The sequence below is a fragment of the Bacillus sp. B1-b2 genome, assembly GCF_009183415.1.
GTDB lineage: Bacteria > Bacillota > Bacilli > Bacillales > Cytobacillaceae > Niallia.
Map to the genome: position 1 here is coordinate 184,004 of NZ_WEHU01000009.1, position 21,965 is coordinate 205,968.

General features: G+C 32.8%; 16 protein-coding genes and 1 riboswitch. Of the genes, 3 read left to right on the top strand and 13 right to left on the bottom strand.

What is annotated here, in order from left to right:
• Positions 1 to 354: 354 nt before the first annotated feature.
• Complete coding sequence (locus F9279_RS11210) at positions 355 to 1,476, top strand: NAD(P)/FAD-dependent oxidoreductase (RefSeq protein ID WP_152113002.1); 1,122 nt, start codon at positions 355 to 357, stop codon at positions 1,474 to 1,476.
• A gap of 19 nt (positions 1,477 to 1,495) precedes the next feature.
• Here F9279_RS11210 and F9279_RS11215 read toward each other — a convergent pair whose 3' ends face one another.
• Together F9279_RS11215 and F9279_RS11220 are read right to left on the bottom strand one after the other, a co-directional pair.
• Entirely contained in the window at positions 1,496 to 2,623 is a 1,128-nt protein-coding gene (locus tag F9279_RS11215; RefSeq protein WP_152113004.1) for a response regulator, read from the bottom strand.
• A 41-nt stretch (positions 2,624 to 2,664) separates the two neighbouring features.
• Entirely contained in the window at positions 2,665 to 5,682 is a 3,018-nt protein-coding gene (locus F9279_RS11220; protein ID WP_152113006.1) for an ATP-binding protein, read from the bottom strand.
• A gap of 623 nt (positions 5,683 to 6,305) precedes the next feature.
• Between F9279_RS11220 and minD the strand changes: the two genes are divergently transcribed.
• A complete protein-coding gene (gene minD, locus F9279_RS11225) occupies positions 6,306 to 7,100 on the top strand; it encodes a septum site-determining protein MinD (protein WP_193224540.1) in 795 nt (264 codons plus the stop codon).
• Between the two features lie 66 nt (positions 7,101 to 7,166).
• Here the strand turns inward: minD and F9279_RS11230 are convergent, their stop codons facing one another.
• The 9 genes from F9279_RS11230 to F9279_RS25960 form a co-directional block, all read right to left on the bottom strand.
• Entirely contained in the window at positions 7,167 to 9,863 is a 2,697-nt protein-coding gene (locus F9279_RS11230) for an SH3 domain-containing protein (protein WP_193224541.1), read from the bottom strand.
• A 367-nt stretch (positions 9,864 to 10,230) separates the two neighbouring features.
• A complete protein-coding gene (locus tag F9279_RS11235) occupies positions 10,231 to 11,232 on the bottom strand; it encodes an asparaginase (RefSeq protein WP_152113012.1) in 1,002 nt (333 codons plus the stop codon).
• 143 nt (positions 11,233 to 11,375) lie between these two features.
• The gene (locus F9279_RS11240; RefSeq protein ID WP_152113014.1) at positions 11,376 to 11,861 is read right to left on the bottom strand and encodes a nitroreductase; all 486 of its coding nucleotides are present in this window, start codon (positions 11,859 to 11,861) and stop codon (positions 11,376 to 11,378) included.
• 94 nt (positions 11,862 to 11,955) lie between these two features.
• Positions 11,956 to 13,140 carry a Ger(x)C family spore germination protein gene (locus F9279_RS11245; RefSeq protein ID WP_193224542.1) on the bottom strand — a complete coding sequence of 395 codons (1,185 nt, stop codon included), beginning with the start codon at positions 13,138 to 13,140 and terminating at the stop codon, positions 11,956 to 11,958.
• 104 nt (positions 13,141 to 13,244) lie between these two features.
• The gene (locus F9279_RS11250) at positions 13,245 to 15,071 is read right to left on the bottom strand and encodes an APC family permease (protein ID WP_152113018.1); all 1,827 of its coding nucleotides are present in this window, start codon (positions 15,069 to 15,071) and stop codon (positions 13,245 to 13,247) included.
• Between the two features lie 118 nt (positions 15,072 to 15,189).
• Positions 15,190 to 15,334, bottom strand: a riboswitch (cyclic di-AMP (ydaO/yuaA leader).
• A 274-nt stretch (positions 15,335 to 15,608) separates the two neighbouring features.
• Positions 15,609 to 16,793 (bottom strand): NAD(P)/FAD-dependent oxidoreductase, encoded by a 1,185-nt coding sequence (locus F9279_RS11255; protein WP_152113020.1) that lies wholly within the window; start codon positions 16,791 to 16,793, stop codon positions 15,609 to 15,611.
• A 96-nt stretch (positions 16,794 to 16,889) separates the two neighbouring features.
• Positions 16,890 to 17,318: a DUF1641 domain-containing protein gene (locus tag F9279_RS11260; RefSeq protein ID WP_152113022.1), complete on the bottom strand. Its 429-nt coding sequence runs from the start codon at positions 17,316 to 17,318 to the stop codon at positions 16,890 to 16,892.
• Positions 17,319 to 17,667: 349 nt separating this feature from the next.
• A complete protein-coding gene (locus tag F9279_RS11265; RefSeq protein ID WP_152113024.1) occupies positions 17,668 to 18,045 on the bottom strand; it encodes an ATP-binding protein in 378 nt (125 codons plus the stop codon).
• 96 nt (positions 18,046 to 18,141) lie between these two features.
• On the bottom strand, positions 18,142 to 18,294 hold the full coding sequence (locus tag F9279_RS25960; protein ID WP_152113026.1) for a histidine kinase dimerization/phospho-acceptor domain-containing protein: 153 nt from the start codon (positions 18,292 to 18,294) through the stop codon (positions 18,142 to 18,144).
• A gap of 402 nt (positions 18,295 to 18,696) precedes the next feature.
• Here F9279_RS25960 and F9279_RS11275 point away from each other — a divergent pair, with 402 nt between their 5' ends.
• On the top strand, positions 18,697 to 20,049 hold the full coding sequence (locus F9279_RS11275) for an amino acid permease (RefSeq protein ID WP_152113027.1): 1,353 nt from the start codon (positions 18,697 to 18,699) through the stop codon (positions 20,047 to 20,049).
• A 201-nt stretch (positions 20,050 to 20,250) separates the two neighbouring features.
• Here the strand turns inward: F9279_RS11275 and F9279_RS11280 are convergent, their stop codons facing one another.
• Together F9279_RS11280 and F9279_RS11285 are read right to left on the bottom strand one after the other, a co-directional pair.
• Positions 20,251 to 21,711: an IS1182 family transposase gene (locus tag F9279_RS11280; protein WP_152113029.1), complete on the bottom strand. Its 1,461-nt coding sequence runs from the start codon at positions 21,709 to 21,711 to the stop codon at positions 20,251 to 20,253.
• 74 nt (positions 21,712 to 21,785) lie between these two features.
• A partial coding sequence (locus F9279_RS11285) for an IS3 family transposase (protein ID WP_152113031.1) occupies positions 21,786 to 21,965 on the bottom strand: 180 nt, incomplete at its 5' end.

The window sequence follows — 21,965 nt, forward strand, 5'->3', positions numbered from 1 at the left end:
AGTTCACCATTTTTTCATATTATTATCCCTTGCATTTCCTTAATAGTTCCGCTTTTACATACTTTACTCTGCATAATTGTCTTTTTCTTACAATTAGAGCGAAATATATCAAAAGACACTTGACTTCAACAAGTTGGAGGAGAATGGACGGAGAAAACAAAAGGATAGAAATTAGAATGACTCCTATAAAAGATGAAGTATAAAGAAGAAAAAATATTCTTACTCAACAGACAGTTTACCATACTGAAATAATAATTTACTAGATTTGTCACTTTATTGATAAACCTTTTTATTTCCTTTAAAGTAGGCTATGTTATTACAATGAGTTTCTATTTTAATAAAGGATGATTTATTTTGAAAAAAGTTATTATTATTGGTGGAGGAATTTTAGGAGCATCAACCGCTTATGAACTATCAAAAAAAGGTGTAGAGGTTGTTGTCATTGACCGCGAAGACATTGGACAAGCCACAAAAGCTGCTGCTGGAATTATTTGTCCTTGGAATTCGCAACGTAGAAACAAACGATGGTATGTGCTAGCTAAAGAAGGTGCAAAATACTACCCTGATTTAGTAGAACAACTATCAGGTTATCATGATTTAGATATAGGATATAAAAAGGTAGGTGCACTATGTCTTCATTCTGATGAAAATAAACTGGAGCAAATGAGAGAAAGAACGTTAAAAAGAAAGCTAGATGCTCCTGAAATTGGAGATATCTCTATCTTAACCTCTAATGAAGCAAGAGAATTATTTCCTATCTTAACAAATGATTTTCATGCCTTACATATTAGTGGCGCCGCTAGAGTAGATGGCTTTGCAATGCGTAATGCATTACTAGAAGCTAGCATAGTATTAGGGGCTCGTTATTATCAATCTAATGCAAGGATTCTTTGGGATAAAGGCAGAATTACAGGAGTACAATTACAGAATCAAACTTCTATTTATGCGGACGAGGTTATAATTACTGCAGGTGTATGGGCAAACGAACTATTAGAGCCTCTTCAATTAAACTTCGACGTAAATGCACAAAAGGGACAGATTATGCACATAAGTATTCCTAAGAGTAATTGTAATGAATGGCCAGTTGTGATGCCTCCACATGATCAATATTTGTTAACATTAAATAATCGAATTGTAATTGGGGCAACACATGAAAATATATCAGACTTAAATCCTGATATTACGCTCGCTGGTATGAAAGAAATTATGGATAAAGCATTCTTTTATGCACCTGAACTAATGAATAGTAAGCTAGAAGAAATGAGAATAGGATATAGACCATTCACAGCAGATTTCCTACCTATTTTCGGTAAAGTCAATCAGTATGAAGGCTTGTCTATTGCAAATGGATTAGGGGCATCTGGATTAACAATGGGTCCTTTTATAGGCAAACAATTAGCCAATTGGATGACAGGAAATAACATCACTATTGATTTAGAGGACTATTCCATTAATAGCTCTATTAAAGAATTGTAAAGGCTTCTTTTTTTAGCCTTTACAATTCTTTTAGTATTTCGTATAACTCTACTGATTCTCTGGACGGCGTAACCCCAAATTCTTCTTCTAGCATTTCTTTTAATTGCTTAAAAACATTAAGACCTTCCGTTTTATGCATATGATTTGTATGAATTCTTATTAACATTTGATAATATTTTTCCGCATAAGGATTTAAAGAGATGGCCTTTTTTAAATAAAGAATAGCTAAATCTACATGTGACTCCATTAGTTCCTTTGCTAACCTTTCAATGAATAATAAGTATTTCTCTTGGAAATCTTCTTGCTTAGATCGACACCATTGATAATCGTTACCTTCTAAATAATCTCCTGTATATAAATCTAGTACACTTTCGTAATCTTGTTGGTTGAATTTTTTTATACTTGCATTCTTAGTTAATAACTCTAGTTCTTGCACATCTGATTGAAAGCTTAAATTCATTACATAGCCATTTCCATTTTTATGAATTAATTCTTCATACCCTATTTCTCGAAACATTTTTCTTAAATAGGAAATACAGGTATAAAAATTCACTTTGGCTTTCTCATAATGAGTATCTGGCCATAAACTATCAATAATCTTATCTTTATCAAGCACCGCATCTTTATGATGAAAAAAATAAGCACAAAGCTCTTTCACCTTATATGTCTTCCAATTAAGAGGTGCTTCATCCTTACCAACATAAACTTCAAAATTATTTAAGAAATGGACATGTATTTGGTTACTAGGTGATTCTCCCTGCATGGCAACCTCTTGTCTCTTTTCTTCCAATCTTTCTATCGTTTTTTGTAGTCTCTCCACTCTTACTGGCTTTAGAAGATAATCCATTACATACAATTCAAAAGCTTTGACCGCATATTCACTATATGCAGTCAAAAAGACAATAGGAATATCTTGGTTCCAGGAACTAATTTCCTCTGCAACTTCTATCCCATTCATTTCAGGCATCTCTATATCCAAGAAAAGCAAATCAACTTTTGCTCCGTTCCTCATACTTTCCAACAAATGTAAGGGGTTTACAAATTTATGAATGAAAATTTCTTCATTTTTATGATGGAAAAGACTATTTAATTTTATTTCTAATATATTTAATGCCATTTCTTCATCATCTAATAAATAAATTTCCAAATATCACCACTCCTTTTTAGAGGTTATTCTTTAACTAAAACTTAATATATCGTCATTTCAACTGTCGTTCCTTTATTTACTTCACTTCTTATGACTAATTCTGATCCGTAATAGTATTTTAATCGCTGATTGATATTCTTCAACCCAACATGTCCTTCTTCTTTTTTATTCGTTTTTAAACTTTCTAGCATTTCTTTAGATAGACCAATGCCATTATCTTGAATGCTTATTAAAATTTTCTCTTCTATTTTTACTACAGTTAATTTCACTTCTCCCCCTTCTACTTTTTTACCGATACCATGTCTAATGGCATTTTCAATTATTGGTTGAATAATTAAAGGCGGTACCATAAAGCTACCTTTAACCTGAATATCATATGTCATCTTAAATCGGTTATAAAATCTCACCTTTTCGATTTCTACATACGACTGTACCAATTGTAATTCTTTATTAAAGGGAATAAGCGTATTCGTATTATGAAAATCAAAGCTACTTCTTAAATAATCAGCAAAATTCTCTGTCACTTCTCGGGATTTCTCTACATCTGTGTAACTTAAGGCAATTATGGTATTTAATACATTAAATAAAAAATGTGGTTTAATTTGAGACTGTAAAAATGCCACTTCCATTTTAATAGATTGATTAACAGCTTCTCTCATCATAAGTAGATTTTTTACACGTGCTTCAAACTCTGCTGAATGAAAAGGTTTAGTAATAGAGTCATTCGCACCCATATGTAAAATATTCATACGATCTGCTTGATAAGATGAATCTATAACCATTAATAATGGTAAATCAACAAGACTATGCGTTTCTCTAATTTGCTTGCTTAGCTCAAAACCTGAAACATTAGGCATTACTAAGTCAGAGATAACTAAATCTACTTTAGGATGTTTTTTTAGTAATAATAAAGCTTCTTTCCCGTCATTAACCGCAATTACTTTAGCTGGAATGGATTCAATAATATCTATCATTATTTTCAAACTAGAAATATCATCATCTACCATTAGAATGGTATAATCAAATTCACCTTTTGTATAATAGGGAAACTCCATATTAAATGGATTAACAATCAACTCTTTTTTTGTAGTCGAACGTTCATATTTAACATGTTGAGCATGATTAGCGATAGGAAATGAGATTTGAACAATGGTTCCTTTTCCTTCTTCACTTTTTATTTGAATTTTCCCATCCTGCAAATCTAACAATTGCTTAACAATTCTTAATCCTAGCCCCTGTATATCATCACTCTCTTGGTTTTCAAACATTAATTGAATATCTAGTAATTTTTCTTCTGGAATACCTATACCATTATCGGCTATATAAAAAAAGATTCGATCATTTTCCCATTTACTACTTAATACCACTTCTCCTGAATAACTATATTTAAGTGCATTATCAAGTAAATTACTAATAATTTGTCTAAACCTGTTCACATCAGCAGTAATGTACGGGAAATCTCGTGGAATGTTATTAATCAATCGAATATTTTTTTGTTCAGCCATAATTTCAAAAATGGCTTTTTCGATTTCAATAACCGAGTATGAATCTACTGTTGTTTTTTCGACTTTAATTAAACCTTGTTTTAGATTGACAAAATCCTTAATATCTCTTACTAATACACTCATTCGAATACTCAATGAGTTAATTAATTCTACGTTTTTTCTCCATTCAGAATGGTCTTCATGACTGATATTCTTTAACATGGATTCAGAAATATGATGCAACCCACTAATCGGTGTTAAGAATTCATGTGTTGTTCTTTCAAAAAATTCGTCCTTAACACGGTTCATTCTTATTAATTCTAATGACAATTCCTCATTCTCTTTAAAAGAATCAGCAAAACGCATAGATAGTAATAGTGAAAACATAAGTAATGTTCCAAATGGTGTTAATAAAAGCCAATTATCAATATAGTTGTTGGTGTAGGCATTCATATTTGTTGCTAATACATAAAACGAAATAGAATAAATTGCGAGCAGTAAGAATAACCCTTCCTTATCTTTATGGAAGTATGCCAATTGAAAAATATATGCTGCATAAACAATAGCAATAATCCCCATAATCGTATGAAGTATTAATATAAAGTTCGGTACAGTCTCTATAAATACCAAATCATAAATTAACATAATGATACATGTTGTAATAAGTGGAATAATCAATTTGGGTGAAGCATACTTTTTATGTGCTGTTAACAAATAAGCAAAAAGTGTGATAATGGTAATGGATAAAGAGAAATACTGTATCCTCAAAAGTGAAGCATAAGATAGATGAGGTAGGACAAAATAGATAACTTTTTCTCCATGCGAAAAAATATAAAGACCTATTCCTAAACAGATTCCTGAGAAAAATAGCAAGTATCTATTTCTTCTCCATTGAAAAAACACTCCAAAAAAGTATAAACTCATAAAAATAAATATAGCTACTAGTATCCAATCCTGTGCAATTTTATTGTCCTTTAAAGCCGTAATATCATCTGGCATCCCAAAATAGATAGGAAAATTCAACCCACCACTAGGAGGGTATATATAGTTTGCTACCTCAATCACCAATTCATTTTCTCCTTTTTGAAGAGGAAAAAACACAGTATATGGTCTATTACCTGGTATGTAGTCTGAATTCTTACTTGGATTTCCTACCTGTGCAATGAGTTTTCCATTTAAGTACATTTTATGTGCCATTTGGATAGAAGTAGTTTTCAGTCCATAAACAGGTAGCAATTCTTGATCATTCATATTAATAATTAACCTATAAGTTCCACTCCCGTATCCACTTTTGGAATCCATTAAGTTCTTCCAATTGCCCCAAACATTTGTATAAATGGAGTCTAAATGATTACTTGACTGAAACTGTACGGGAGTATATAATTCATTTTTTATAAATTGCCACTCTCCAACTAGTGGAATCTCTCCATATTTTATATCATTCATTTCTATATCTATCTTTCCATTTAGAGCACTAGGTCCATCTTCCTTCTGCCCTATAAAGATCAAATAAATAAAGAGATACATTCCTATGAAAAAAACAGAAACCGTTAGGATAGATAGTAATTTCTTCATATGGTTCTCCCTACATAAGTATAATAAAATGAGTCTGTAATAAATATTAGCGTTTGATTAGGAAAATGCAATAGAAATATAGGTAAATGTAGCATTATATCATTTTCTTAAGTGAAAAAAGGAAGACAATCTAATAATCCCTCGTATTTACAGCATCTTAAATCTCTATTTTTAAGATATTTTTAAGTTAAATACGATATTATTGTGTTAATATAGGAAAATAGACATAGACTTTACTATGATAAAAAATTAATCCAACTTAGTAAATATTCATAAATAAAATAGTATTGGGTAATTTGTCATATTTTGTTTCTTCCTTCTTCTTGAGTGAACATAGAAGTAGATAAGGAGTTGGTACTTGTGATCATAGTAGTAATCATTACTTTTCTTGCATTACTGTGGATCTGCACGCAATTCTTTTTAAGGAAAAGAGTATTAAAAAGTAAGAAAAGAAAACTAAATGCACGCTTAAATCAATGCTTAGACTTCAATAGAGCAAAAAAAGAAAGTACATAACAACTATTTAGGCATAAAAAAAAGAGATGGTTAAATCAACTCTTTTTGTAACAGATGTATTTTCATCATCCGCTTTTATTCAAATAGCCTTAGGGGGATTAAGGAAAATGAGTAGAATTATTACCATTACTTCCGGAAAGGGAGGAGTTGGAAAAACCACTGCTACTACTAATTTAGGGATTTCTCTTGCAGTTAGTGGCTATAAAGTATGTTTGATTGATGCAGACTTTGGTTTGCGAAATTTAGATGTACCACTTGGTTTAACGAATCGCCTTATTCTGGATATATCAGATTATTTAAATGGAATATGTTCTTTGAATCATGTTATTGTCAGCCATCGTACGTTGAAAAACTTGCATTTAATACCAGGTAGTAAAACAAAGCTAATTTCCGAGCTAGATCAAGACTTATTTGTAAACATGATACAAGAAATAAAACCTTTATATGATTTTATATTAATAGATTCACCTGCTGGAATTGAGGGCGGTTTCTTCAATGCAGTTCATACAGCTAATGAAGCTATTATTGTTACTACACCTGACAAAACCGCATTACAGGATGCAGATAGAGTAATCGGATTACTAGAAAAACAAAAGATGAATCGTCTATCGTTTATTGTTAATTTTATTAATCCAAGTAAAGTTGAAATAGATAACATTATTAATCAATTACATATTGATTATCTAGGGTATATTCCTCCAGATCCGAACATCATTGCTGCCAACAATAAAGGAATTCCTATTGCGCTAAATCCAAATTTACAATCTGGGTTACTTTTTAGAAAAATTGCAAATCATTTATCTAAACAAGAATACAATTCGACAATGGAGTTTCCAGTTACTCAATCAAAACAGCACTTCTTTCTCCATCGAAAATTAAATAAATTCAAGCTATCCTTATAAAGATTTTTATTTTTCGTTTCATGGCGAAAATTGTCAAATTCGCCATGAAACTGTCGAAATCAGTCCTTATTTTTTGTAAATAGGAATATCATATACTAATGTATAAGAACTTAATAAACTATATAAATTGGAGATTTGATTCACTTGCTTCGTTGCCCAAGCTATGTCTGTAGCATATTGATGTGTAGCAACCCCTGTCTTATCTGCTGCACTAGGATTCCATCTCATCTTATATAATGTATTTTGACCAGACTTGATATAGCCCTCAGCAATGAATCTTGCTCCTCCAATAATAGCAGCTTCTGGCGAGAACCAGCCTGCATTGTAAGCATATTGTGCTCCACTTGACACTGCAGATCCATCATAAGCTCCAATACCATACATATTATAAACCATTCTGCCATTCACCATTACACCATTAGCTAGTGTAGAAGTTCCATTACCAGTCTCCAATAATGCATGAGAAATTAGATACATTTCATTCACGTTATATGCATTGGCAGCAGTAATAAAAGAAGATGCCTTACCTGCAAGTATACCTTTACCTGCTAAAATTTTGCTATTAACTTCTGCATCATTGACATTTGCTTTTTTAGATAAATTTAGAAATTGAAGAGATGAAACTGAATCATTAATAAAATTATCAGGGTTTATATAGTAGGATGTATCTTCCTTACTAGCAGTCACCCATCCTTGACTTGAGCCTACTTTATACCAGTAATATCCATCAGATCCCTTAATTTTAGATGTAATAGTCAATACTTTACCGCTACTTACCGTACTAACAACAGAATATTCTGTTCCAGCTCCTCCTCTTAATCTCCAGCCACTTCCTAAGACTGTTCCCTTTGTTGGATCGGAGCTTTTAAAGGCTACTGCATCTTCTCTAATATATGTATCATATTTTTTATCTGTTTGCGGATCAGCATTTAATTGAATAGTTGTCATTTCTTCTAAAGTTAAATCATAATTCGTATAGTTTTTTTCTATAGTAGCATTTGAAGAATCACTATTCCCTTTTTCCATTAAATACTCAGAACTTACATATCCTTCTATGTTATTCACCTTTATTTTCGACCAACCATTAGACTCAGACTCAACTGTCACAACCGTTCCCGCTGAAAGCTTCGTTAGTACTTGTCCGCTTGTAGATGGGGTAGAGCGAACATTTAAGCTCGATCCTGCTGATACATTTACCACTTTTTCTGTAGTTTGTGGTGTTTCTTCTTCTGGCTCTTCTGTATCAGGTTGATTAGAAGAAGTATCTTGGGTAGCTAAGTATTCACTACTTACATATCCTTCTATATTATTCACTTTCACTTTTGACCAACCATTTGCTTCTGACACTACTGTTACTACCGTATCTTTTGAAAGTTTCGTAAGTATTTTTCCACTTGTCGATGGAGTAGAGCGAACATTTAAGCTCGATCCTGCTAATACATTTACCACTTTCTCTATGGTCTGTGGTGTTTCTGGTGTTTCTTTCTCTGGCTCTTCTGTCCCAGGTTGATTAGAAGAAGTATCTTGGGTAGCTAAGAATTCACTACTTACGTATCCTTCTATATTATTCACTTTTACTTTCGACCAACCATTTGATTCGGACATGACTGTTACAACCGTATCCTTCGAAAGCTTCGTTAGTACCTTCCCACTTGTTGATGGGGTAGAACGAACATTTAAGCTCGATCCTGCTAATACATTCACCACTTTCTCTATAGCTTGTGGCGTTTCTTCTGTCTCTTTTACCGGTTCTTCTATCTCAGGTTGATTAGTAGAAGTATCTTGTGTTGTTAAGTATTCACTACTTACATATCCTTCTACGTTATTCACTTTTATTTTTGCCCAACCATTTGACTCTGAAAGTACTGTTACTTTTGTCCCTGCTGATAGCTTTGTTAAAATGGTACTACTTTTCGAAGCAGCTTTTCTCATATTGAGCGATGAGTTTTTTTCCACATTTACAAGCTTTATCTCTTGTTGTTGTGTGGAATTATCTTCCTTAGGAGTATCACTTATTTTAGTACTAGATAAATATTGTGTGGAAACATATCCATCTTTTCCATATACATTAATTTTCGCCCACCCATTTGATTCCGAATATACAGTAACAGGTACATCTTTAGCCAATTTTACGATGACTGATGAGGTAGCGGAAGGTTTAGTACGTAAATTTAGGCTAGAACCACTGCTAACATTTACATATTTTGTTACCGACTCTTGTTGTTTTTGCTCTGTTACTACAGGTGTGTTGTCTGGTGTAACATTTTCATCAGAAGCAGTATTTTCAGTTGCTTGTATGTATTTCGATGCTACATAACCTTCTATTCCATTTACCTTTATTTTGGACCAGCCATTTTCCTCTGAATATACATCAACCGCTGTATTATTTTTAATTTTAGTTAGAACATTTGATTGAGTTGATGGTGTACTTCTAACATTTAAAGTAGAAGAGGAATCAATAGAAACGTATTTTACCACACTAGTTTCATTGGATTTAAGAAATGAAGAGGACACGTACCCCTCTTTACCATTTACCGCTATCTTAGACCAACCATTCTCTTCTGAAATAACCATTACTTCTTGTCCCTTTTTTAAGGTAGACAGAACATCTGAATTAGCAGATGGTCCACTTCTCATATTTAATACAGAACCTTCTTCAACCTGAACAAATTTAACATTGTTAGTAGAAGCTTGCACCTCTTCTATAAAAAGCGGAGCAGCTAATGCAGATAAGAAAATCCCTGGTACTATAACCTTTTTCACTACTACATACCTCCCAGACCATTTAACACGATTTATCATCTATTAAACTTTAAACCTATTTCTTTTTACCTATTTATAATAATCACTAAAATTAATATTCTATAATACCTATATTATTATCAATCATTCTACTAGTATATGATACTATAGTCACATTTTCATTAAATCTATTAAAACTATCTATCATCACATAAAAAACATATCAAAGATTTGTCCATACTTTCATAGGTTTATTCCTTTTTTAAAAGGGAATTATATATTTTAGAGGATATACGAAGGGTATAAATACCCAACTTATTATATTTTTAAACACAAAAAAACCGAAAATAGTCATTTATGACCATTTTCGGTTTTTTATTAATATTCTCTATTTATGTTCCCAAGCTAATGATAAATCATAAGCAATTGGTTGCTCCAAACGATATTTAATTTGATCTAGAGATGATTCTGTTCCTAATACCCACATTAATTTTGCAACAATTGCTTCTGTGTTCATATCTGCTGACAAGATAATGTTATATTGTGCAACCTTTCTACCAACTTCATAAAGGTATAAATCCTGCCCTTCTTCTAAACATTGAGTAGAAATGACAACTGCTATTCCAGCTTGAACAAGCTCTTCTATTTTAGGCAATAGGTTTCTTTCTTCAAAGGGTAAGCCACCATTACCAAAGCTTTCAATAATAACTCCTTTATAGGTGTTTTTAATAAAATCAAAAATCTCTGGTTTTGTTCCTGGATGTAACTTTAGTAAAAAAACTTCTGGACATACCTTCGTATCTAGCTTTAACTCCCTTTTAGCCATTGCTGGTTTCCAAAAATAAGAAACTGAATCTCCTTCAATTGAAGCCACATAAGGGTGATTAATACTTTGAAAAGCATCATGGCTCTTTGTTCTCATCTTGACTGCTCTTGTGCCAATAATAACTCTCCCATCAAATACAACAAAAACTCCACCAATATCTTCTTTAGCAAAACGGATACTGTCTTTAACATTTTTCTTAGCATCTGTATGTTTAAAACTAATAGGCACTTGTGAACCGGTTATTACTACTGGCTTACTTAGATCTTGTAGCATGTAGGATAGTGCCGCAGATGTATAAGCCATCGTATCTGTACCATGTGTGATGACAAATCCATCATATTCGTGATAGTTTTTTGCGATAGATTCAGCCATTTTTACCCAATGTTCAGGCTGCATATTGGTACTGTCTCTATTCATGATAATATGGCAGGTTACCTCTACCTCAGAAGGATCATTCTCAAAATGTTGAAGAAGCTCTTCTGCAGATAGCCCTGGAACTAATCCTTCCTTGCCTTCTACAGAAGCTATTGTTCCACCTGTTGCTAATAACAGTATTTTTTTCATATGCATGCCTCCTAGTCATCTATTACGAATAATTTATGACATTTGCGATATATTCTTACCGTATTATATATAACTTATTGTACATATCGCAATAGAATTCTAGTAGGGTTCCTATCTAAATCAATCTTTTGTAAGGGAATCTATTAAGGTAAATAGGTTATTTTTTCTTCTATGGAAGAACGTTCTTTTATATCTGTAATTTCTTCTGGGTATCCTACAGCAATAACACCAACTAAGTCAAAATCTTCACTTACTTTCAATACATTTTTATTAGCATTTGACGTACCAATGGAAGACCAGAATGTTCCTACTTCCGATTCCCATGCAAGCAACATAAAATTCTGAATAAAACAAGAAACTGTTGCGTAATTCTCTTCTCTTTCTACTGTATTTCTTCCTTTATGAGAAAGAATCGCAATAAGTGTTGGTGCGTTACCAAAATTTGTTTTGTGATTTAATTGTTTCCTAGTTTCCTCTCCAATAAAAACCACTTTCCAAGGCTCTGTCATTTTATGATTTGGAGCATATGTAGAAACTTCTAGCCAACCTTTCAATGTTTCCTGATCTATTTCATCTGTTTTAAATTTTTTTATGGTTCTTCTACTTTTAATTAATTCTGAGACACCCATTTTTTCTCCACTCCCTTATTTATCTAACTTCCTCTCCCAATCATACAGATATTCCTACTTTTTTTAAATATCTTACTAGGAAAAAATCAAAATGTTAATGATTGCTATCATTTCTAAAGCCACTTCGCTTAATATCAGTATTCAAATGCATATTTATTTTTGCTTTCTTATATCCCACTGTCCAATCCTCTTTGTATTTTTTGAAGTTCTTATAATCCTGATCTCTTAACTTTTCTCCAAGACCAAAAATATCTGCTTCATAATCTGTTTGCATTTTCTTAAATAACGTTGCAAATTCCTTCTTCAGATAGTTGTTTGCTTCTTTCTCAAAGTCATTAAATGCATGTACTTTTTTTAATTCAACTTTTTGATCCGATCCATCTAAGACTGACTCTGCATCAATATATATATCAAATTGAGGGATTCCCTCTACTTCCTTTGCTTTTATCTTTGTTTTCGAACGAAGCACTCTAATTCCAAAATATTTATTTTCTTCTCCCTCAAAGGGAATAGTTAAACTAGTTTGTTCTAATTTATTTTGTACCCACAGCAGCAATCTAGTTTCTTCCAAGGATAAATAACCTTGCAATTTTCCACCTTTAAAAACGGCTAACGAATCTATTTTTCCTACTGCATCTGGTACTGACTTTGTGATATTCTCTATATTCGCACCTTTTTCTTTTGACCCTTCTATAGTCATAGCGGCCAAGACGGGAACCTGCCCCTTAGATGCATAGCTTCTTATGTAATCATTCAATTTCATGACAGGTGTGCCTCCCCAATCTTTCAACATATTGTCCAATTGAGGAAAAATTTTCAAGGAAGATACTTTTTGGTAGTCATTTGTTATTCTAAGTAAATCAACAGCATTCCCTTCTTTTGCAATAACAATGTTAAAATCATCTCTTATTTCTCTATCTCTATCAAAGAAGTCCATAAAGCTTAAAATTCCTTCTTTTGCAATTGTTTCTCCTATTACTAAAACTCTAGTATGTGAAAAAATATAATGAGTGGATGTAGCGATATTAAACTTATGTGTTATCTCTCCTATAGTATCTCCTTCAAATGTGTAGATGAAGGAAGGAGCTAATCCTTGGGCTGTTCGGTAGTTTAATTCTGTTGCAGCAGTCGACTCAATAGAAATTTTATATTTATGTTTATCTCCCTTATCAATGGCAATACCAGTTACAATCGAGTTTTCATTTAATTCAGAACGATCCCAACAACCTGAAAGGACAAAGCACATACCGATTATACAAATTAATAAACAATTTCTCATTAGCTTACTCCTATTACAAGGCATAATAAAAAATGGATAATTCCTTGCTCCTTCATCATAGTTTGTGAAAGGAGTAAGAAATTATCCATATTTTTATATTTATGTTATATTTTCAAACCATATGGTACAGTAGTTACAATGATATTTCTCTTATATAATAAGTGTGCTTTTAATAAAAGACTTGATTGATTATGCAACATATTATGCCAGTTTTTCTTTGTGATAAATTGAGGAATGATGACTGTAACACGATAATCCTGCTCGGCCGCTTTTTCCTCTATAACATTTATAAATCTTCTTAATGGTCGTATTAGACTTCGGTAAGGAGAATACAAAGTAACTAAACGAATATCTGGTCTGAACTTCCCCCATTTTTCCTCCATTAATTTTTCACTTTCTCTATCAAAAGCCACGTACACAGCAATAACTGTACTTCCTACCATTTCTGCATATTCAAGTGAATTTTCAACAACTTTTGTAATTCCTGCAACTGGCAATATTACGACATTTCCTTTTAACTTGACTGAAGTTCCTTTATACTCCAATCTTAATTGATCAGCTACATTTCTATAATGATGATGAATTTTGTGGAATATCAACACCATAATTGGAAGGAACACAAGTACTGGCCAAACTTTTGGAAATTTAGTTGAAAACAAGATCATTAAAACACTAAAACTAATGATTGCACCTATAAGATTAATACTTAATTTCCCTTTCCAGCCAATCGGCTTTTCTTTAATCCATTTTATACTCATTCCTGTCTGTGATAAGGTAAAAGGAATAAATACACCTACCGCATACAACGGAATTAATAATTCTGTATGTCCTTTAAAAAGAAGAATTAATAAGATAGAAGCTGCACCTAAAGTGACGATACCATTTGAATATCCTAATCGATCACCTCTTACAGAGAATATTCTTGGCATATATTTATCTGTCGCAAGATTAACAGCTAGTAAAGGAAATGCTGCATAACCAGTATTTGCTGCCAGCACTAAAATAAGTGCGGTTGTAACTTGGATAAAATAATATAACACATTTTTGCCGAATACTTCTGTAGCAAGCTGTGATATGACCGTCTCTTCAGCTTTTGGAGTGATTCCAAACCAGTAAGCAAGAAAGGTTATACCAGAAAATAATACAGCAAGTATTACTCCCATCAGCATTAATGTACGAACAGCATTCTTTGCAGGTGGCTCTTTAAAATTAGTTACAGCATTAGAAATTGCTTCTACACCTGTTAAAGCAGAGCATCCAGAAGAGAATGCTTTTAAAAGGATAAAGATACTAATTCCAGGTACCACTGTTCCTATAGAAGAATGTAAATCAACTGGCACTTGTCCAGTCATTACTCTCCATATTCCAGTTGCTATAAGAATAAGAATAGCGAAAACAAATAGATAAACAGGATAAGCCAGTATAGAGGCAGACTCTGTTACCCCTCTTAAATTTAAGATAGTTATAAATACTACTAGAATAATAGCTATTAACACATTGTATGGATGAAGGCTTGGAAATGCAGAAGTAATAGCATCCGTACCTGCACAAACACTAACAGCAACGGTTAATATATAATCTACTAATAGAGAACCACCAGCAATAAGACCTGCCTTCTCTCCTAGATTCTTTTTAGATACTATATAAGCCCCGCCACCCTGTGGATAGGCATAAATAATTTGTCGATAGGATAATATCAATGCTAGTAATAAGACTAGAACTCCTATTGCAATAGGAATGGAGTACCAGTATGCTAAAAATCCAACTGCTGTTAACACAATCAATATCTGCTCTGTACCATATGCTACAGATGAAAGTGCATCTGATGAGAGTATAGCAAGTGCTTTTAATTTGTTTAATTTTTGCTCTCCTAGTTCACTAGATTTTAATGGTTTACCAATAATAAGTCTTTTAACCATTGATCTGTTCATGTTACATCCTCCAATTAAATACCGCTTCCTGTTTGCTTTCTACTTAAAGAAGAAAAATTTAAACATAGCAAAAAACCACAGAGAATACCCTGTGGTCGTTGAACACAATCACCAGTTTTCTTCCCCTCTAAAAACGCTTACGGAGTTAGCTGTCGGATTCGGGCATCTTAGAGTTGCCCTACCTTTAAAAAGGATTCACCCCTAGTGTTATACACACGTAATTTTGGGTCCCCCGCTCCAAACGGATTAAGCGATGTATTGTTGTTTCCTATCTGAGAATGATATTACTCCCATAAACTAAGTCAGTAAAGGATTTGAAAAGGATAATAATGACGAAAAATAGCCGAATTCACAGGTATAACTCTAATTAGATGGATTAACAGATTCCTTTCTCTCTTTCTCTTCGAATATCTTTGATTTATTTACCTGTTTCTTAATATAGACATAAATGAAATGCACATCGTTGATATAACGTTTTCAAAATTCACATAGAAAAGAAGCTGCCTATATTAGACAGCTTCTCTTTTGAATTATCGCTTAATAAGCTAAGCTAAATAATCCTTTAATATGTGATAAGTAACGAATATTACTTGCTTCTTTCATTAGGGAAGCTGGTAAGCCTCTTAATGGTGTAGAGCTTCCTCCAACAATTGCAACTCCGTCTTTTCTACCAAGACTTGCAAGTGTACCTGAGTTGATTGGGTCGAATGAATCTAATGATTTACCTTCTAGATGCGCATATAGATTGTACCCAATTAACTCACCCATTTGCCATGCGATTTGAGCTGTAGGTGGTGCTGGACGACCTTCTGGACCATCAGGGAAGTATACAGCACTGTCTCCTGCAACAAACACTTCAGGGTGTGAAGTAGATTGTAAGAATTCATTAACTGTAGCACGTCCACGGTTTACTTCTAAACCAGAAACGCCAACTAGAGGATTTCCTTGTACTCCACCTGTCCAAACGAATGTGTTTGTAACAATTTTTTGACCATCTTTTAAGTCTACTACATTGCCTGCAACATTTGTAACAGCTAATCCAGTTAAGAATTTCACTCCACGGTTTTCTAAGCTCTTTGTAGCACGTTCAATTAAGTCATCTGGAAGAACTGGAAGAATCTTCGGACCAGCTTCAACAAGAAGTAATTTAATGTCTCTGTAATCAACACCATATTTTCTTGTCATTCCAGGTAAGATGTCAGCAAGTTCACCAACTAGTTCTACACCAGTTAAACCGCCTCCACCGATTAGAATAGTTGCATCTTCTTCTTTTCTTGTTTTCGCATATTCACGAACTCTTGCTTCTACATGGTTATAAATCTTATTAGCATCTTCTGCTGATTTAAGAACCATACTATTCTCTTCAAGACCAGGAATTCCGAAGTATGCTGTAACACTACCTAATGCAACAACTAATGCATCATAAGATAATTTAGAACCGTCGTTTAGGACAACTTCTTTATTATCTACAGAGAAAGTGTCAACTGTAGCAATTTTAAGATCAATATCTTTTCCTTTGAATAATTTTTCTAAAGGCATAGCAACTGCTTGTTCAGAAACATTTCCTGCTGCTAAACGGTGTAATTCAGTAATAATTTGGTGTGTAGGATATTTATTAATCACTGTCACTTTAGCTTCTTCTTTGTTGTAGAATTTACGAACATTTAAAGCTGCTAAAAGACCGCCGTATCCAGCACCTAAAATAACAATATGTTTTGACATAGTATATCCTCCGTCCTTATTCCATCTAAAGTATTGGTCACTATTTCTTCTTTACCTTAAAACTTTAAGATAATAAGAAAACAGTTCCAGGAAAAATTACTTGTTGTTTTCGCGTTCTGACATAATTTGAAGATAACTTTGTAAGAAGCGGAAAAGCTTTTGAGCTTGAGGATCTTTCATCATTCTCATTAATCCAAAAATCCCAATTGTTTCGTTGCTCTCATCAGCACGGTCTTTAGCTTCGATTGCTGCAGATGCTAATCCTTTAACTGAATGAACAACTGGCTCCATCATTTCTGATGTAGCATGAACAATATCACTTTTGAATACTGCGTCTTGAGATAATGCTTGAACGACATCATAAGACTTCGTTAAAGTATTTACCAACTCAGTTAATTTTGGAAGTTGATCAATAAGAGTTGTCAAAGATTGTTGTACCTCTGGCTTTAACAACTGATCTAATAGATCTTGATTTGAATTTGCCAGTTGATTTTCAGCATTTGTTTGTGCAGTAGTTTCTGACATAACGAATTCTCCTTTACTATAAGCAAATTTGCTTAAATAATTTTAACAAACTATTGTGATTGACTGCACAAAAGTTTGCATACAATAATTGAAATAACTTTAGTTACAAATCAAAGAAGTTATTTTTTACATAAAATAATAAATGGACTATACCATATTAACAAATAGTTGAACTACTTCTTCTCATTTAACTCCTTTAATATAATACCACTTTTTAATTAAAAATAAATGAGGATTAGTAAAAAAATAGAGTTTTTTTAAATTAAAGTGATTATTATCACATTAATTCAATTAGTATTTATGGATTAACATTGATTTTCCTATTTTATTAACTAAAAAGATAGTTTCTTTAAACTTTTAAAGGCAAATATACGAAAAAAGTAGTTCCTTTATTTGGTTTACTTTCTATTTCTATCTCCCCATTTAATCGATGAATAATATGGAAGCAGACTGTTGTGCCTAATCCTGTACCTTGCGTTTTAGTGGAATAAAAAGGCGATCCAAGCTTTTCTACTTCCTCTTCTGACATTCCTCTACCATTATCATGCACTTTAATAGCACAAAAATCCTTCCTTTTTTCTGCAGTAATAAAAACTTCTCCTTGTTTATCAACTGCTTCCATTCCATTCTTAATGAGATTAATTAAAACCTGTAACATTTCATCCTTCCCTGCCATCACTTTATAGGAAGTAGCTACTTTGTTTAATAGCTGGACATTCTTTAGCATAAGGCATCATTAGTTTTTCCGCTTGTTTCACACATTCCATTATGTCTATTACTTCATTATATGTAGAATTCATGGTTGCCAAAGACAAATAGTCATTTATATTTTTTCAGCTCTAGATAATTTAGAAGACATAATGGTAATTTTATCAATTTGATTAGATGTAGATTTCTCACCCTCTAATAATAATTGAGTATCTCCCTTTACTACAGTTAGCGGATTTCGTATCTCATGTGCAACAGAAGCAGCCATTTCACCTATTAGTTTTATCTTATCTGTTTGTTTCTCTTTTATTCTATTTTTTTCTTTTTCAAATAAGGATTCTATTAAATAACAAGCAATGATGCCTGTTACAAGGTGTGCTAAATAAAAATAGGAACAACATTAAGCAATATAACAAATAAATAATTATCAAAGCGAATCATTTTTTTCTCCTTTTTATTACAGATATACAAAAATATTAAATCACTCTCTTACTGGTACTATTGAACCATTTTCCTTAAATGGATAATATATCCTTTCAATCCTAATTCGTAGAAAGTAAATAGTTTTATTACCTTTTAGACATACTAAGTGTGTATATTGTTCTTTCTATCCTTTTTGTTTACATTCAGGTTTTTTGAATGAATTTCATGAATATTTGAGGTGTACTTGATGGCAAAATCTACTTCTGAATCAAAATCAGGTCAGTCAGGTGACTTAAAATGGTGGCAGCTTTCCTTAATTGGTGTTGGCTGTACGATTGGAACAGGCTACTTTTTAGGATCTAGCTTAGGCATTAAAGAAACTGGTTTTTCTATTGTTTTTGCCTTTGTATTAGCAGCATTGGGTACATACATTGTTTTCAATCAATTAGCCAAAATGACTGCAGCAGATCCACAAGAAGGCTCTTTTTGTTATTATGCTAATAAGGCATTTGGCCCTTGGGCAGGCTTTAGTTGTGGGTGGAATTACTGGTTTTCTAATATTCTTATTATGGGAAGCCAATTAACTGCTCTATCTATTCTTTCTCAATTTTGGTTTAAAGATGTTCCATTATGGATATTCGCCTGTATTTATGCAGCTTTATCTCTATTTGTTGTTTTACTAGGTACGAAAGGCTTTGATAAAGTAGAAAATTATCTAGCTATCATTAAAACGGCAGCTATTATCATGTTCATTGTATTAGCATGTGCAGCCGTTTTTGGTTGGATTAAGGGTGGTAATCACCCAATAAATTTACCTAATAAAGTGGATGACTTTTTCCCTAAGGGGTTTAAGGGGTTCTGGGTATCATTATTATTTGCTTTTTATGCTTATGGAGGAATAGAAGTAATTGGCTTAATGGCCATGCAGCTGAAAGATAAAAAAGATGCTCCTAAAGCTGGAACTAATATGCTAATTATATTGTTAGTTATATATGTATTATCTTTAGGACTTGCAACGATTCTTGTTCCATTGGATGCTTTTACAGAAAAAGAAAGTCCTTTTGTAACAGCATTAGGTGATTTTCCTTTAGCTTTCTTTCCGCATGTTTTTAATGGAGCAATTATCATTGCAGGATTTTCAACTATGACCGCTTCTCTGTTTGGAGTTACAAATCTTCTAGTTACAATGGCGAAAGATGGAGATGCACCTTCCATTTTTCAAAAAAAATTAAAGAAATGGAACCAGCTACCATTGCCATCCTTTATATTAGGAGGTATTGGGTTATTTGCTTCTGTTCTTGCAGCACTATTACTACCTGGTAGGCTTTTTGAATATATTACTACAGCTGCAGGAATTCTTTTATTATACAACTGGACGTTCATTCTTCTATCCTCGTTTAAGATATTACAGAATAAATTGTGGGATAAGATAAAAGCTTCGGTTGGCATTCTTTTAATAATAGCAGCAGTAAGTGGTACTGTATTAGAAACAGAAATACGCATAGGATTCTTTGTCAGTCTAGGGTTTGTTCTACTCATTGCTATTGCCACTTTCTTTATGCGCCATAAATTAGGAAAAAAGAAGCAATGTACAGAATAAAAGGAAGAACGTGTATGACTAAACTGGCACCCATGTCAAGGACACAATAAAAAAAGAGACTAAGCAACTAGAAGGTGATTCCTATATTGAATGAGGCCACTGAAAAACTTAGGTTTTTTATTTCTGTAATCTCAAATGAATACAAAAAGGCAATTTTCCGCCGGTTTTTTAGGCGGAAAATTGCCTTTTTCCTTTTCTAGTTTATTTTTTTTCATTAAGAAGTTTCAGTATTCGCTTGAGGTTAACTGCAAATATTGCTGTAGCTCCTTGAATTTCCATACCAAATAGACCCGCAGATGATGCCGTTTCATACCCGTGTCTATGTTTTAATTCACTATTTTTCGCCTCAATTTTATATCGAGAGCGTGCATGTTCCTTAAACTCTTCACTGTTTTGAAATGCTTCTTGTTCCTTGTGTTCAGTGGATTTTATGGAAACAGAATAGGTTTTACTTTTTGCCCCTTCTTTATAACAGCCCTCCCGGAACGGACATACCGTACATTTTTTAATGTCAAAGTAATACGTGTCTTTTTGATTTTCCCCTTGATTTTTCTTTCCCGTTCGTGCTTTTCGTATTGCCATGTGACCTGCTTGACAAACGTACATACCTGCATCTTTATTAAACTCAAACTCGTCCTCTTTAGCACGTCTACCCTGTGTAATCAGGGGATTTAGTTTGGATACTAGTTGAAATTCTTCTGTTTTTGCATACTGGATATTATCTTTCTCTGAATACGCTGTATCACCAATGATTCTATCAATTGTCATTCCTGCTTTTTTGCTTTTCTCAACTAGATCTTTCAAGTATTTCCCATCACTTTTCTCGCCTGTAGTAACAACTGCAGCAGTAATAATTCGCTCATCACACATAGCTAAATGTGTTTTAAATCCGAAGAAAGATGAATCAGCTGTTTTATGTCCAATACGTGCATCTGGATCATTTGAATAGCTTAGTTGTTCTGCATAATCTTCTACGACTTCTTTTAATACATTCAATTTTTCTTTGACAGCTGGAATTTCGGCAATTTGTGGTTCCGTTTCAATAACAGTAATGACTTGACGACAATAATCCAATTCCTCGTTTACTTCGTTAGTAGTTGTTTTTGGTGGAAACTTTTCCTTTATCGTTTCATCTACTTGATAAGTTGCTTTTCGGAGATTTTTTGATTTCTCTTGTAAAAACTCTTTCGGTGATTTTTGATTATAACGTGCTTTGGTGTGTGTTGCATCCACGATAATGGTATTAGACTTAATGATTTCTTTTTCTAGAGCAATCTCAACGGTTTTGCCAATAAGTATGTCTAATAAACCCACATCTTTAAGACGGAGTTTACGAAATTTCGTTAATGAGCTTGGGTTAATTACTGAATCCTCTGGTGACATTTCGAGAAAATATTTAAATGACATATCGTATTTGGACCGTTCCACAACATCTACATCTGACAAATCAAAAATTGATTTAAGAAGTAAGTATTTGAACATACGAATTGGCGATATTGCATTGCGTCCATTTTCCAGACAGTATTTTGTTTTCAATTCTTCTAATATAAATGTAAAATCTACCAGTTCATTAATTTTTCGAAGCATATTATCTTTTGGTACAACAATATCGTATAAAGTCATATATGGACTAAGGTTGAAAGATTCCTGATTTGAGATCACTTGGATACCACCTAAACACTTGATAATCTTATTATACAGTAAAAAGACAGTTGAAAGTTCTATCAAATGAACTATCAACTGCCTTTAAATTGGACTTTTTCAGTGGCCTCATATTGAATAGGGGTCATCTTTTTTAAATTCCATTGATATCGATAATTGTTATAGTAAACCATGTAATGATTTATTTTTGCCTTTAATTCTTTTATGGTTTTACAAGATTTATAGTCTACCTCATCTTTTAAATGTCCAAAAAA

What these genes read in the sequence shown, in the direction of transcription:
- F9279_RS11220 (WP_152113006.1), bottom strand. Translation starts at nt 5,682, where the DNA reads ATGAAGAAATTACTATCTATCCTAACGGTTTCTGTTTTTTTCATAGGA.
- minD (WP_193224540.1), top strand. Translation starts at nt 6,306, where the DNA reads ATGAGTAGAATTATTACCATTACTTCCGGAAAGGGAGGAGTTGGAAAA.
- F9279_RS11235 (WP_152113012.1), bottom strand. Translation starts at nt 11,232, where the DNA reads ATGAAAAAAATACTGTTATTAGCAACAGGTGGAACAATAGCTTCTGTA.
- F9279_RS11240 (WP_152113014.1), bottom strand. Translation starts at nt 11,861, where the DNA reads ATGGGTGTCTCAGAATTAATTAAAAGTAGAAGAACCATAAAAAAATTT.
- F9279_RS11245 (WP_193224542.1), bottom strand. Translation starts at nt 13,140, where the DNA reads ATGAGAAATTGTTTATTAATTTGTATAATCGGTATGTGCTTTGTCCTT.
- F9279_RS11250 (WP_152113018.1), bottom strand. Translation starts at nt 15,071, where the DNA reads ATGAACAGATCAATGGTTAAAAGACTTATTATTGGTAAACCATTAAAA.
- F9279_RS11255 (WP_152113020.1), bottom strand. Translation starts at nt 16,793, where the DNA reads ATGTCAAAACATATTGTTATTTTAGGTGCTGGATACGGCGGTCTTTTA.
- F9279_RS11260 (WP_152113022.1), bottom strand. Translation starts at nt 17,318, where the DNA reads ATGTCAGAAACTACTGCACAAACAAATGCTGAAAATCAACTGGCAAAT.
- F9279_RS11265 (WP_152113024.1), bottom strand. Translation starts at nt 18,045, where the DNA reads ATGCTAAAGAATGTCCAGCTATTAAACAAAGTAGCTACTTCCTATAAA.
- F9279_RS25960 (WP_152113026.1), bottom strand. Translation starts at nt 18,294, where the DNA reads ATGGCTGCTTCTGTTGCACATGAGATACGAAATCCGCTAACTGTAGTA.
- F9279_RS11275 (WP_152113027.1), top strand. Translation starts at nt 18,697, where the DNA reads ATGGCAAAATCTACTTCTGAATCAAAATCAGGTCAGTCAGGTGACTTA.